At 30.5% G+C, this 12,404-nt stretch carries 17 protein-coding genes; 16 read left to right on the forward strand and 1 reads right to left on the reverse strand.

The window, feature by feature from the left end; translation table 11 throughout:
• Nucleotides 1-532: 532 nt before the first annotated feature.
• Nucleotides 533-1,312, reverse strand: coding sequence for a S24 family peptidase (locus tag AANAER_RS07440; RefSeq protein WP_129081654.1), 780 nt, complete (start codon nucleotides 1,310-1,312; stop codon nucleotides 533-535).
• Between the two features lie 315 nt (nucleotides 1,313-1,627).
• On the opposite strand from AANAER_RS07440, the gene AANAER_RS15185 reads away from it, so the two are divergent.
• The 16 genes from AANAER_RS15185 to AANAER_RS07520 all read left to right on the forward strand — a co-directional run bounded on the left by AANAER_RS15185 (nucleotide 1,628) and on the right by AANAER_RS07520 (nucleotide 12,402).
• On the forward strand, nucleotides 1,628-1,837 hold the full coding sequence (locus AANAER_RS15185) for a helix-turn-helix domain-containing protein (protein WP_407646605.1): 210 nt from the start codon (nucleotides 1,628-1,630) through the stop codon (nucleotides 1,835-1,837).
• 9 nt (nucleotides 1,838-1,846) lie between these two features.
• Nucleotides 1,847-2,725, forward strand: a complete 879-nt coding sequence (locus tag AANAER_RS07450; protein WP_129081656.1) for a hypothetical protein — start codon at nucleotides 1,847-1,849, stop codon at nucleotides 2,723-2,725.
• Nucleotides 2,722-3,987 (forward strand): DnaB-like helicase N-terminal domain-containing protein, encoded by a 1,266-nt coding sequence (locus AANAER_RS07455; RefSeq protein ID WP_129081657.1) that lies wholly within the window; start codon nucleotides 2,722-2,724, stop codon nucleotides 3,985-3,987. The genes AANAER_RS07450 and AANAER_RS07455 overlap by 4 nt, the downstream gene beginning before the upstream one ends.
• Entirely contained in the window at nucleotides 3,984-4,190 is a 207-nt protein-coding gene (locus AANAER_RS07460) for a hypothetical protein (protein ID WP_129081658.1), read from the forward strand. The genes AANAER_RS07455 and AANAER_RS07460 overlap by 4 nt, the downstream gene beginning before the upstream one ends.
• Nucleotides 4,171-4,362, forward strand: a complete 192-nt coding sequence (locus AANAER_RS07465) for a hypothetical protein (protein ID WP_129081659.1) — start codon at nucleotides 4,171-4,173, stop codon at nucleotides 4,360-4,362. The genes AANAER_RS07460 and AANAER_RS07465 overlap by 20 nt, the downstream gene beginning before the upstream one ends.
• Nucleotides 4,355-4,705, forward strand: coding sequence for a single-stranded DNA-binding protein (ssb, locus tag AANAER_RS07470; RefSeq protein WP_129081660.1), 351 nt, complete (start codon nucleotides 4,355-4,357; stop codon nucleotides 4,703-4,705). The genes AANAER_RS07465 and ssb overlap by 8 nt, the downstream gene beginning before the upstream one ends.
• A gap of 86 nt (nucleotides 4,706-4,791) precedes the next feature.
• Nucleotides 4,792-6,429 (forward strand): hypothetical protein, encoded by a 1,638-nt coding sequence (locus AANAER_RS07475; protein ID WP_129081661.1) that lies wholly within the window; start codon nucleotides 4,792-4,794, stop codon nucleotides 6,427-6,429.
• 1 nt (nucleotide 6,430) lies between these two features.
• The gene (locus AANAER_RS07480; protein ID WP_129081662.1) at nucleotides 6,431-7,180 is read left to right on the forward strand and encodes a hypothetical protein; all 750 of its coding nucleotides are present in this window, start codon (nucleotides 6,431-6,433) and stop codon (nucleotides 7,178-7,180) included.
• A gap of 10 nt (nucleotides 7,181-7,190) precedes the next feature.
• Complete coding sequence (locus AANAER_RS07485) at nucleotides 7,191-7,778, forward strand: hypothetical protein (RefSeq protein ID WP_129081663.1); 588 nt, start codon at nucleotides 7,191-7,193, stop codon at nucleotides 7,776-7,778.
• A 1-nt stretch (nucleotide 7,779) separates the two neighbouring features.
• Entirely contained in the window at nucleotides 7,780-8,193 is a 414-nt protein-coding gene (locus AANAER_RS07490) for a hypothetical protein (protein ID WP_129081664.1), read from the forward strand.
• A 97-nt stretch (nucleotides 8,194-8,290) separates the two neighbouring features.
• On the forward strand, nucleotides 8,291-9,004 hold the full coding sequence (locus AANAER_RS07495) for a hypothetical protein (protein WP_129081665.1): 714 nt from the start codon (nucleotides 8,291-8,293) through the stop codon (nucleotides 9,002-9,004).
• A gap of 3 nt (nucleotides 9,005-9,007) precedes the next feature.
• Nucleotides 9,008-9,202, forward strand: a complete 195-nt coding sequence (locus AANAER_RS07500) for a hypothetical protein (protein WP_129081666.1) — start codon at nucleotides 9,008-9,010, stop codon at nucleotides 9,200-9,202.
• 20 nt (nucleotides 9,203-9,222) lie between these two features.
• The gene (locus tag AANAER_RS07505; RefSeq protein WP_129081667.1) at nucleotides 9,223-10,419 is read left to right on the forward strand and encodes a phage capsid family protein; all 1,197 of its coding nucleotides are present in this window, start codon (nucleotides 9,223-9,225) and stop codon (nucleotides 10,417-10,419) included.
• Nucleotides 10,420-10,433: 14 nt separating this feature from the next.
• Nucleotides 10,434-11,006, forward strand: a complete 573-nt coding sequence (locus AANAER_RS07510) for a hypothetical protein (RefSeq protein WP_129081668.1) — start codon at nucleotides 10,434-10,436, stop codon at nucleotides 11,004-11,006.
• A 6-nt stretch (nucleotides 11,007-11,012) separates the two neighbouring features.
• Nucleotides 11,013-11,633, forward strand: a complete 621-nt coding sequence (locus AANAER_RS07515; RefSeq protein WP_129081669.1) for a phage adaptor protein — start codon at nucleotides 11,013-11,015, stop codon at nucleotides 11,631-11,633.
• Between the two features lies 1 nt (nucleotide 11,634).
• The gene (locus AANAER_RS07520) at nucleotides 11,635-12,402 is read left to right on the forward strand and encodes a hypothetical protein (protein ID WP_129081670.1); all 768 of its coding nucleotides are present in this window, start codon (nucleotides 11,635-11,637) and stop codon (nucleotides 12,400-12,402) included.
• Nucleotides 12,403-12,404 lie beyond the last annotated feature (2 nt).

The raw sequence follows: 12,404 nt of genomic DNA on the forward strand, positions 1-12,404 counted from the left end.
CTATTTTTTTGAGGAATTAGGAATATATTTACAAAAATATCAAAGAGTAGAAACAATATTTCGTCAACGAAAACAAAAATCAAATTCTTTAAAGTACAGGAACCAAAGTGCAATCATACTTGTATTTTATGTACTCCTCCCATTTAGACCAACGGACAAAAACAAACTAACCCCATAACTTAGGTATATAAAAAAATATATACCAACCAACTCGGCAAAAGTCAGCAATAAAACTATAAATTTTATTATAAATCTTTCACCAGGAACAGCAGCACTATCTAAAAATAAAAGCTGGAGTTCAAGACCTGGGTTTATTTTTAAGGGGTCCCCATTCCCCCAACCCAGCAATTCCCAAAATCACCATGGCTATTTTTGTATGTTCCTATATATAAAAATAGTAATCATACATACTCTCAAAAATTTTTAAAATTTATTTTCAAGAATTAGGATAAACCAAGCTTTTAATTTGATTTTCTAAATTCCTAATATCTAAATTTTAAAAACAAACGAGGGCGGGGCGGCGGAGCCGCAACTATTCTATATTTCCTAAAGATAGAGAATCTATCACTTGGCCAATTATAAAAACATCTTCTTTTTTTGCAGTTATTGTATTATAAGCAATATTATCAGATCTTAGAAGTATATAATCTTCTAGCTCTTCTAATCTTTTAATATAAACTTCATCTTCATATCGTACAACATATACAGATGCATTTTTTAGTTTTTTCTTTGATAAATCAACAAAAATTATAGAATCAGGTTTTATATTTGGAGCCATAGAATCACCATCTACTTTTAATGCATTTATATTTTTGCCTTTTATCATATTCTTTGGCAGAACTATAAAATCTGGTTCTTCATTTTCTTCATTAATATAACCATTCCCGGCACTTGCTTTTATATCACTAAAATACGGGATAGCAACAGTATCTTCGGTAATGGATTCTTTTATATAGTGTTTTTGAACTATTTTTGCTACTTTTTCTTCACTACTGTTGTGAATTGGTAAATTACCGTTAAATACCCAATTCAAATTCAAATTATCTTTAATAGCCAATTCTATGAATTGATGATAAAGAGCATTTGAATAATGTTTTTGTTTACTATTAGATATTGCTTTTTTTAGTAATTCTTTTTTTATAGGATTTTTTTCCGTTTCTAATTCTTTGATTTTATTAAAGTCATTTTTTGCTTTAATCCTATTATCATAAAAGGTATTTTTAGGCATGCCTAATAAATTAGCTGTATCTGCAATTGATTTACAATCATATAGCTCTTCTATTCTTAAAAGAGCTTCATATATAGTTGACATAAAATCACCTTGTTAAATTTTTATAAATTATAACATAAAAACAATAATTATCCGATAATCCGTAAAAAAACAAGAAAATTATTATATTTTACCATTTACCCAAAATGAGTAAAAGCATTAAATCAATATGAGTATTATTTCTACCCAAAATGAGTAAATGTTAGATATTCCCAAAATGAGTAAAACTAAACAGAAGAATACCATTAGATTACACAAAAATAAATATACATTTATTCTTTATTGTATTCGGATTAACATAATTTTAAGATTTATAAGAGTAAAGTTTCATCATAAAAGTTTTTGGAGTTACAAATGATGATCAATAAATTTAATGAGTTTATATCAAAATTTAAATTCATTACACACCTTAATACAGATATTGATGTTGCACGAGAACTAAAAATAGACAATTCTACTTTTGCAACAATGAAGAGAAACGATAGAATTCCCTATGAGCAGGTTATTAACTACTGTAAAGATAAATGTATTGACCTTAATTGGATTATTAATATAAAAAATAATTAGTGGTAATTAGTGAATTATTTAGTAGAAAAAACTAAGCTTACCATAGAACCAAATCTTGCAAAAGAGATCGGATTAAATGAAGCAATATTTATTAAGCAACTAGATTATTGGTTAAAAAAATCTACTAAGCTAATTGATGATAAAAAATGGGTTTTTAATACAGTGGACCAGTGGCAAATTCAATTTCCTTTTTGGTCTAAAAATACAGTCATAAGGACAATCGAAAAACTTAAAAAAAATGGTTGTATTTATGTAAAACAACTTGATACTAATTTGTTAAACCGTACAAATTGGTATTCAATCAACTATGAAAAAATTGAAGAACTTAAACTTAAAATAAATAAAGAAAAACCTCTTCCTAAGAGTGAAAAAAAGGTAGAAAAACTTCAAAAAAAATTACCAAATGAAGGGGCGGAAAGATATTCAAAAGAGTTCTTAGCATTTTGGGAATTTTACCCTAAAAAATATGGGAAAAGAGGTGCATACAATGAATTTAAACAACTCAATCAAAAATTACAAGCTCAGGCAATATATGGGGCTCAAAAGTATTCACTGCAAACATCACAAACAGAGGAAAAATTTATCAAAATTGCTAAAAAATGGCTTTCTGAAGGTTATTATGAGGATTATGAAATTAAATCCACAGACATAGTACAGCGGCAAAGCCAAGACACAGTTGCAGTTCTAAATCAAAAAATTACCGAACTTATAAAGATAACAGATTTAGCAGAAGTTGAAATTTGGAACCAAATGAGGGGCAAAAATTATATTTTTTCATCTAATGAACAAAGTATTTTAAAAAATTTGGGGAATGATATTGACGCATACAAAGAGATGGAATTTAGACCAGGAGAAATAAAAGCATATCTTAGGGGAGTATTAGAATGATAGAAAATTTAGCAAATTTAGATCTAGAAAGGAATTTTCTAGCATCTATAATCAAAACTGATAATTTTAGTGATATTAGTGAGATTATAAAAACTGAACACTTTACTTTAGAATCACATAAACAAATTTTGCAAGCAATTAAGAATTTGGACGAAACAGATAGAAATTTATCGATCGTAGCAGTTGGAGAAGAACTTAGAAAAATTGATCCGGAACATTTGACCGCTCTTAAACTTGTGGGAGCAGAAGATGCGATAAGTGATTTAAAAATTACAGCAATTGAGTTAATTGAATGGAATAACAAAAGAGAACTCTATAAACTTTCACTGAAAATCCAAGAAGAGTTAAATTTAAGAAAAAGCAGCTCCTCTGTAGTTAAGATAATTGAAGATTCAACAATTAATCTTGATGTTGCGATTGGCTCAAGAGCAAAAAGCTACGAACAGTGGGAAAAAGAGATTGAAGCAATGAAACCTCTTCCTATTTTTGAAACGGGGGTTAGTTTTATCGATGATTATTTAAAAGGCGGTGTTACAGCTGGGCAACTTATCTTGGTTATGGGTGACCCGGAAGCAGGAAAAACAATTTTATCTACACAAGTACTTCACAATGTATCAAATGGTTTTCCAACTCTATTTTTCCCTTTTGAATTTACAGTAAGAGATTATATTCAAAATAATAAAAAAAGAAAAAAGAATATAAACAAAAAAAATCTTTTCATCATAAATGATGGGTATGACCTTAGCGATGTAACTAGAGAGATAAAAATATTTGCCAAAAGAGGGGGGCGTTTTGTATGTATTGACTCTCAAATGAGGGTGGAGAATGTAGAAAACAAAGGAACTGCCGAGCAGATGGAATCTGAAAAGTTTAGCAAACTTGCAAAACTTGCTCATAAATTAGAGCTAGTAATACTTTTCATAGCTCAACAGGGTAAAGAAGACACAAAAGGCGGTACTCATACACCAATGGGTACAAAAAAAGGTGCTCACGAGGCTAGTCAAATCTGGTACATCCATAAACTAAAACCCAAATATGAAGATGGAAATGATATTGATTCAAATGCACATAAAAGACTTCTTGAAGTTTCAAAAAATAAACAAAATGGACGACACTTTAAAACAGAAATATCACTAAATCCGGTGCTCCTTGAATTTAATAGAAAGTACCAAAGAGGAGAAGGACCTTTGCCTGAAGAGAGTGCCGAATTTGTTTCAGATGGTGAAAATACAAATATTGAAATTCCGGAGATGAATCTATGAGTAATTATGGGTTGAAAGAGTGTCAAGAATTTTGGTGTATTTTTAAAACCACGGAAAGAGGTCAAACCTATTGGTTAAATAAAGACAAAAAATGGACTAGCCTAGTAGGACAAAGAGCCGGGATAAGAAATTATGAAAAAGCATTAGAAACAATGGTGGCAGAAATCAAAAAAGGAGAAACAAATGAAAACAAAAATAAATAATTCAAAAACGAAAGCAAAAATAAGATGGGATGATGGAAATCTATTTGCAAAAATAAAATTTATAGATGAAGATTTATTTACAATTAAAATTGTTGATACAGAATATACTATTGAAGACATGGATCTTTTAGTTAGGGAAATCAAAAAAATAATGGAGATAAAAAATGTTTAACAAAATAGTCATGGTAGGAAATCTTACAAGAGATATAGAACTAAGATACACACCAGGTGGTTTAGCTCTTGCAAAAAGTAGTATTGCAACTTCTCATAAATATAAAACTCAAACCGGAGAGCAGAAAGAAGAAGTATGCTTTCTAGAATTTACCATCATGGGAAAGATGGGTGAAACTGCAAACCAATATTTAAGAAAAGGCTCAAAAGTATTGCTTGAAGGAAGATTAGTTTTTGAACAATGGACAGCACAAGATGGAACCAACAGAAGTAAACATACCTTAAGAGTTGAGACTATGAAGATGCTAGACAGTAAACCATCCTCAGAAACTCAACAGTACTAAGAAAAACAGATGTTATCTTTTTTTAGATTTTTTGAAAGATTATTAAATATAAAAACATGGGATAAACCTTTTCAACGGGATAGAAAATGGAAAAAGAACAAATACTAGAACAGCAGCGACTCAAAGTATTAAAGCTCAAAGAAACAAAAGAGCTTAAACAAAGAGTTATAAAAGCTAAGATAAGAAAAGGTGGATGGGAAGGTTTTAGACTCTACATTCATGGAGTATTTGAAAAGGTCTATGGACGTTCTTTTGAAGAATATTGGTACCATGAACTAATCATAAGAGTTTTATGGAACGTAATAATAGGCAAAGAAAAAAGAGTGATTATAGAACTTGCCCCAAGGTTTGCTAAAACTGAACTTACTGTAAGACAGTTTTTATCATATGTTCAAGGAATAATGGATTTTGTAAAAAATCAATACTTTACTTATGGAGCAGAACTAACAGAAGATACAAGCGTTGATGTAAAAACTATTATGAAAAGTGATTATTTCAAAGACCTATTCCCAAAGAAAAAATTTAGTGACGACCAAAACAAAAAAGCAAACTGGAAACTCACAGACGGTAGTGAATATTTTGGCTCATCAATTGGTGGAGCTGCTACAGGTAAAGGTTCACATATAACAGTTATCGATGATAGTTTAAAAGCTGATGATTCAGATAGTAAAGCTGAAAAAGACAAAGCATGGAAGTTTATACAAAATTCAGTTTTTACAAGACTTGAAAATGGCGGTGCAGTTATAAACATCATGCAAAGACTAGCTGAAGATGATGCAACAGGTAGATTTATGAAAGAGCAGGGTGTAAAAAATCATATCGGTGGAAATCTTGCAAGTGATAATGGAATGTGGACAGTTATTACTCTACCTTTGATAACCGATGAAGATATTCTTTATGAATACGAAGATTTTAAATACTTTAGAGCTGCTGGTGAGATACTTCCAAATAGAAACTACAAAACTAAAGAAGAAATAGATCTACTAAAAAGAGGTGTTTCAGAAAAAGAGTTTGAAAAACAATATAATCAAAATGTAAGCAGAGCAAAAACTGGCCATTTTAAAGAAGAGGATATCACTTACATAGCGGATATAGACCTACCCGAACAAAATTTTTATATTTTAGTTGATAATGCAGAGTCAACTAATGAAGGAGCAGATGATAGAGCTATTGCTTGTGAAGGATGGAGCATAGATGATAATAAAATAGAAATGTGTGTGATTATGGATGGTAAAAGGGGTAAATGGGATGTTTATGGAACATCAAGACAACTCATTGAAATGATGATTAAGTTTCCTGAAGCTGCTGTATGGATAGAAGAAGCTGGAGGAGGAATTACCTTAATTGTTGTTTTAAAAAAAGAGCTACTGATTGAAAACACAAAAAGAAGAGCAAAAGGTAAACCTCCAATCAAAAACTCAATAAATGGATTTAAACCACCAAGAGAAATAAGTAAACAAGCAAAAATCAAAGACTATATGACAGCACCACATGAACAACACCAAATCAAAATATATAAAGGGTGCGATATAGATTTTCAAAAACAATACAAAAAAGAGCTATTAAGATTTGACCCAAGTAAAAAACAACAAACAGATAACTGTATAGATGCAGTTTCATCCGGTTGGTTAGTTGCAGTTCCTAAAAAAACTGTAATCAAAGTAGTTAAAAAAGTAGCAAAAAGAAAAAAACCTAAAAAAGCTGGTAAATGGAGAGGAGTATAAAATGAGCAATGAAAAAGAAATTAGAGAAGCATTTAAAAAATTGCTAGATAGTAAATTTCCAAAAGGTTTTACTTTTGATGAATTTAGTGGAGGTGCATTAAGAACTAGACCTGACTTAGCAACATTCCTACCAAATCATATAGTTTTCACAGAAATAAAATCCAATAAAGATAATCTTTCACGATTAGATAACCAAACTGGAGACTATACCAAATTTGCTGATCATGTGTATGTGATATTAGATGAAAAACATCATAAACAATGGTGGAGTAAATATAGAGATAAATATACTACGGAAACAGTTTATTTTTATAAAAATGAAAATTTTTACTATGCAAATGAAAAATTAGATAGAGAAATTGAAGAGCTTTATTTTTATGAATATCCTAGCAATAATTCAAAAATATTAACTTTTTTATGGAAAGAAGAAAAATACCCATTTACCAGCTTTATTAAGGGGCGAACAAAAATATTAAATGATGAATTAGTCATTCAATCTTTATATACAGAAAGAGAAATAATTGATATGAGTCACTACATTCTTTATGACAGAGCAAAGAATAGAGCAGGTAGCAAATCAGGGAAAGCAATGACATATAATTGTGGATGGTATGATAGAAATATTCCATATAAAGAACATAGACAATCATTATTTAATCAAATCAATTGTGAAAAAGCAAAAAAATTGAATAAAAAAGAACAAAAAATTAAACATAAATCTAGCAAAGATTCATTCCCATGGATAAATTAAAGGAAATAAAATGGCAACAGACCCAACACTAAAACTTGAAATACGAGCAGTTTATGAAGCAAACAATCTTAGCGTTGCAAAGGTTCTTGATAGATTCCCTAATTGTGAAGTCTCAGCAAAGACAGTTGAAAGCTGGGTAAATAACAAAAATGACCCATGGCAAAAGAATCGTTTCGTTGACGAAAAAACAGCAATAGCAACTTTAGTTGAAGATACTCTTCCTATTGAAGATGCAAAAGAGATTGTAAAAAGTAAATTACTAACTACCCAAGAACCTCAAAAAAGCTCTACGGATATTGATTTTGAAGAGTATGGGAAGATTGTAGCAAAAGAGATTTGTTTTGATGTATTAAGTGCAAAAAATCTTCAAGCTCTTATGGGAGAAAACCTTTTAAGAGCTAAAAGGTTTGCTGATAAATCAAAAAATATAGGTACAAATGCAACTTATCACAATATGTTAACCACTACAGTAAAAACCTTATATGGAGAAATCAAGCACATAAATCCAGGAACCAATAAAAAAGTTTATACAGATGAAGAATTAGAACAAAAAACACCTGAAGAGCTAGATATTATCTTAGAAGAGTTAGGAAATTAACATGACAAAGATATCTAAACACTATGGAAAAAGAACATGTATCTATGATGAAAATGAAGATAGAAGAGTTAGATGTCCTGATTGGAGTTTTACAACTGGTTTTATAAAAAGATTAGAAGAGGGTGCAAAAGAAAATAAAGTTAGCAAATCAAAATACTTTGAATCTGTAGTACAAAATTTTTTTATACTAGAAAACCCAAATTTAATAATCGCTTCAAAAAGAGACTACAACCAAGTATACAAAAAGAAAAGGTCTCCAAATATGACTCTTCATCCACAAATCATAGATGATATCAATGAATACTCTTCAAAATCAAGCCCAAGTGCTAGCAAATATATAGAACTGTTATTTTCTAGATACAATTCAAAATATGGATATGAAATAGAGCTAAAAAACCTATTAAAATTTATATAAATAGTAGCTACTGAATATGATTTTTTAAAATACCCACCTAGTTTCTTTTTTAAAATCTTTTTACAATTTCCAAACTTGAAATTAAAAAGGACTAAGAATGGCAGGTGAACAACCAAATCAAAACCAACCAGACCCAGCTACTACTTCAACTCCTAATAATACTACTCCACCTGAAAACAATCAAGGTGCAGATGAAAATCTTGATATAGCAACTATTGAAGATGGTATTAGAAAAGATGAAGCAAGACTTACAATTATGCAAGAGCAGTTTACAACTGCAACAGACAAAATCAATGATGAATTTGAAAGTACACTTGCATCAAATCCTAATTCACTTTTTTCAGATGAGGAACTTGAAAAATTAGCAAGTGATTCAAATATTGTTGAAAAAAATAAAATGCTAAGAAATAGATTTGAAAAATTCAGAGATGAAAAACTAACAGCAAAAAGAGAAGAGATTGGAAACTTTGAAAAACAGCTACAAGGAAGAAGAGGACAATTTGACATCTTAAGCGAATCAAATAAATTTTCAAAAGAAAATCCTGATGTAGATATGGAAGCTCTTGCAGAATATATCCAAGAAGATTTAAGTCCTAGAAAGAAAAAAGAGCTAAGAGATCAAGCTAAAACAAAATTTGATTTTCTAACTCTTGCAAATGAAGAATTCAAAAAAGCAAACCCTCCTGAAAATGAAGAAGATAAAAATTTACCACCAGATTTAAGCGGTGTAAATGGGGCTTCAGGAAACAACTCTTATTCAGATGACATAGACAGAGAAAAATATCTTAAGTCAATCGGAATTGGGAGATGATAAATGGGCAATGGAATAACTCCTGAAGAAGATAGATGGGAATTAGAAAGAGATTTTGAGACTTTGACTAGAGCCGGTGAAATCATTGGTGATAAAAAAAGACTTGAAAAGGTGCAAAAGTTTGCAAAAGAGAAAAAAGACGAAGCTGACAAGATACTTGATACTGACTATTTAAAGAAAATCGGCATCGGTAGATAAATTAATATAAAGGAAAAAAAATGGCATCATGGGCAGAAACAGATCCAAAAGTATTACTAAAATATGGTAGAACAATCACGGCAAAAACAGTAGAGCTAAACTGGTGGAATAAATTTATGAACAATGACGAAGGTGCAGTTATTATGACTGACCTTAGAACTGAAACACCAAACGAAGAAGGTGGTACGGTTAGAGTTTATTTTAGAGACCACATTGAGGGTGATGGTATTACAGGTAATCAAGATTTTGAAGATAATATTGGTAGTCAAAATACTCTGTACCAAGATGTTGATTATGGAATCTTCGGTCAATCGTTGAAATCAAAAGCAAAAAAACTTGAATCTAAAATGGCAACAGAAACATTTAGAAGTAAAGCTCACAAAGATTTACCAAAATGGTTAGGTTTAAGAGACGATAGAATCATCACTTCAAAATTAAGTGAAGCTTGCACAAATGTTGTAGCTTGTAGTGCTGCTGACGGAGTTTATCCTGTAAATGTTACAGACTCTATTGGCGCAGTAGATTATTTTTCAACGGCAGCTATTGCTGAAGCTAAAAAAAGAGCAAAAAACGGTGTAGACGGTAATGGTGATGAGCACCCAATCGTAGAACCTTTTGTACTTAAAACAGTTACAAGAGAAGGTGGAATTACTGATTATGTAGAGTTTTTCTTACTTGTTGTTGGTTCAAATGCTGCTAGACAGTTAAAAGAGGACCCATTATGGATTGAAGCTCAAAAAATGGCAAACAAAAGAGGTAGTGATAACCCAATTTTCACGGGTGCTCTTGGAGAATATGATGGTGTTATCGTATTTGAAAGAAGTAACTGGAATGCTAGAAAATCAGGGATTATTACAACTGATAAATTAACTTCATATTCAGTAACAGTTGATGGTGAAACTACAACTTATGCAACAGGTTTTGATTCTTATAAAGGGACTGAAACATTTACAGATTCAGGAGTTGCAACTGAAACAGAGATTAACTTATTCTTAGGTGCAACTGCGGGGCTTAAACCTTTTGATGAAGGTTTCGATTATTATGAGGACCCAAAAGAGGGTGGTAGAAAACTTCTTATTGGTGCTGATAGAGGTACTGGTTTTGCTAAAACAAAATTTGTTGGTAAAACTACAGCAGAACAAGAGAGTGAATATCACAATAAAGACTTTGGTGTTATTGCTATTGTTTGTGCTATTGATGGACAACCAGCAGCATAAAATAAAGGATAACTATGAGTAACAAAATTCATACTCCCAATCTTAGAGCACTAAGATACAAAGGAGACTTTAGCAAAAAACTTTTCGAGGTTAGAGCAGATAAACTGCCTATCCTTGAAAAAGGTGATTTTGTTATTGTAGATAAAATGACCTCAGTTTCTTTAAAAAGAAGAGGATTATTTGAAGAAGTTGAAATCTCTGATGTTTTCGTTGGCGAAAATAAAACATCTTTTAATTTTGATGAATTAACTGATGAACAATTAGTAGAATTAGTTGAAGTATTAACTGATAGAGGAATCTTAAAGACTCAATCTTTAGTTCCAGAACAAGAAAATCAAGATGATAATCCTTCAGCAGATGAAACTTTAGATGATATATCTGATGTTCCTGGTGATACAAAAACTGATACAAAAGATGAAGATAGTTTAGATGAAATTCCAGCTATACCAACAAAAGATGAAATCGACTCATTAAGTGATGATGATATAAAAAAATGGTGTACTCACTTTGGTATCACAATTGGTAGAAAACAAGTTGCTACTTTAAAAGGACTTCTTTTACCATATCTTGCCGATACACAGGAGTAATAAAATATGCAAGCAAATGACATCTTATTAGCAGTTAGAAGTAGATTAAACGATACTACTGCAAAAGCTTACAGATGGAGTGATGAAGAGTTGATAGATATGATTAACTCTTCACTTGCAAATATGTCGGGGGAACTATTACTTTTTTCTCACCAAGAGATTTATACTATAAAAGAAAATGTAAATAGATATAAGCTACCTGAAAAATGTGTGAAAGTAATATCTGTAAATTTAGATAATCAACCGGTTATAATAAAAAGCTTTGATTGGATGAGTAGAAATAAAAACACAATAGATGATGATAACTATTATGTTTGTATGGATGAACAAAGTTTTTTCTTGTATCCTGAAAAACTATTAAAAGAGGATATGAAAGTTGAAGTTAATTATAACTTCATAGAACAAGTACTTACAAAGAAAGATAATATACCAATATCTTTAGTTGCAAAAAATGCACTACTTTTTTATACTATGCATTTAGCTTATCAAATTTATACAAGTGATAAAAACACTGGGAAATCAACACACTATTTAAATTTATACGGTAAAGAAATTATTAGATTAAAAGCACTTTATTATAAAAATAGACACTCAAGAGGATTAAGAACTCCTTTTAGAAAGGTATAACATGGCAGTAGTATTAAGTAATATATTAGATGATATAGATTCAATATCCGAAAAATTAAATACCAATGTCTTCTTAAAGACAGCAAGAGAATCATTTAAAGAAAATATTGAAGAGTATGATGTAGCTCCAGATGAAAAAGCAAAGATGATAGCTACTTATGAAGCTCAAGTATCTGTAGGTATGATTAGTGAAATAATTAAACTAGCTAAAGAGATGCCAGAACTTATTGTAAGAGAAGAAAATATCAATAAAGATACAGAATTCAAAGAAGAGCAGAAAAACTTAACTATAGAACAAACAAAAGAAGTAACTGCACAAACTGCAAATATCAATAAAGATACAGAAATCAAAGAAGAGCAGAAAAAAGTAACTGCACAGCAAGTACTTACCGAAAAAGGTAAAACATTACATATTGCAGAACAAATTATGACTGAGAAATATAGACATAGAGATTTAAGAGCATCTACGGCAGTTAAAACAGCAAGTATGGAAGTTACTAAACAGCAAGCAAAATTTGAAGAAGCAAGAAGGTTTATTGCATTAAAAGCGAATACACAAAATGCATATATGAAAAAAGCAGATTATAAAGTACAAAATATGCAAGCCTTAGCAACAGATGATGATGTAACAATTAGTGCAGAACAAATGTCAGATGCAAAAACTACGATTGATAATATTCCTACAGATGCAATAACTTATACAACTGAAGTAAATATATCAGACTCAGGTATTGAAACAACAACTATATCACAAGTTGTAATCTCTTAAAG

The organism is Halarcobacter anaerophilus, assembly GCF_006459125.1.
Classification (GTDB): domain Bacteria; phylum Campylobacterota; class Campylobacteria; order Campylobacterales; family Arcobacteraceae; genus Halarcobacter; species Halarcobacter anaerophilus.

Bases quoted from the DNA above. Each gene is read 5' to 3' on its own strand.
- AANAER_RS07440 (WP_129081654.1), bottom strand. From the start codon at position 1,312: ATGTCAACTATATATGAAGCTCTTTTAAGAATAGAAGAGCTATATGAT.
- AANAER_RS15185 (WP_407646605.1), top strand. From the start codon at position 1,628: ATGATCAATAAATTTAATGAGTTTATATCAAAATTTAAATTCATTACA.
- AANAER_RS07455 (WP_129081657.1), top strand. From the start codon at position 2,722: ATGATAGAAAATTTAGCAAATTTAGATCTAGAAAGGAATTTTCTAGCA.
- AANAER_RS07460 (WP_129081658.1), top strand. From the start codon at position 3,984: ATGAGTAATTATGGGTTGAAAGAGTGTCAAGAATTTTGGTGTATTTTT.
- AANAER_RS07465 (WP_129081659.1), top strand. From the start codon at position 4,171: ATGAAAACAAAAATAAATAATTCAAAAACGAAAGCAAAAATAAGATGG.
- ssb (WP_129081660.1), top strand. From the start codon at position 4,355: ATGTTTAACAAAATAGTCATGGTAGGAAATCTTACAAGAGATATAGAA.
- AANAER_RS07475 (WP_129081661.1), top strand. From the start codon at position 4,792: ATGGAAAAAGAACAAATACTAGAACAGCAGCGACTCAAAGTATTAAAG.
- AANAER_RS07480 (WP_129081662.1), top strand. From the start codon at position 6,431: ATGAGCAATGAAAAAGAAATTAGAGAAGCATTTAAAAAATTGCTAGAT.
- AANAER_RS07485 (WP_129081663.1), top strand. From the start codon at position 7,191: ATGGCAACAGACCCAACACTAAAACTTGAAATACGAGCAGTTTATGAA.
- AANAER_RS07490 (WP_129081664.1), top strand. From the start codon at position 7,780: ATGACAAAGATATCTAAACACTATGGAAAAAGAACATGTATCTATGAT.
- AANAER_RS07495 (WP_129081665.1), top strand. From the start codon at position 8,291: ATGGCAGGTGAACAACCAAATCAAAACCAACCAGACCCAGCTACTACT.
- AANAER_RS07500 (WP_129081666.1), top strand. From the start codon at position 9,008: ATGGGCAATGGAATAACTCCTGAAGAAGATAGATGGGAATTAGAAAGA.
- AANAER_RS07505 (WP_129081667.1), top strand. From the start codon at position 9,223: ATGGCATCATGGGCAGAAACAGATCCAAAAGTATTACTAAAATATGGT.
- AANAER_RS07510 (WP_129081668.1), top strand. From the start codon at position 10,434: ATGAGTAACAAAATTCATACTCCCAATCTTAGAGCACTAAGATACAAA.
- AANAER_RS07515 (WP_129081669.1), top strand. From the start codon at position 11,013: ATGCAAGCAAATGACATCTTATTAGCAGTTAGAAGTAGATTAAACGAT.
- AANAER_RS07520 (WP_129081670.1), top strand. From the start codon at position 11,635: ATGGCAGTAGTATTAAGTAATATATTAGATGATATAGATTCAATATCC.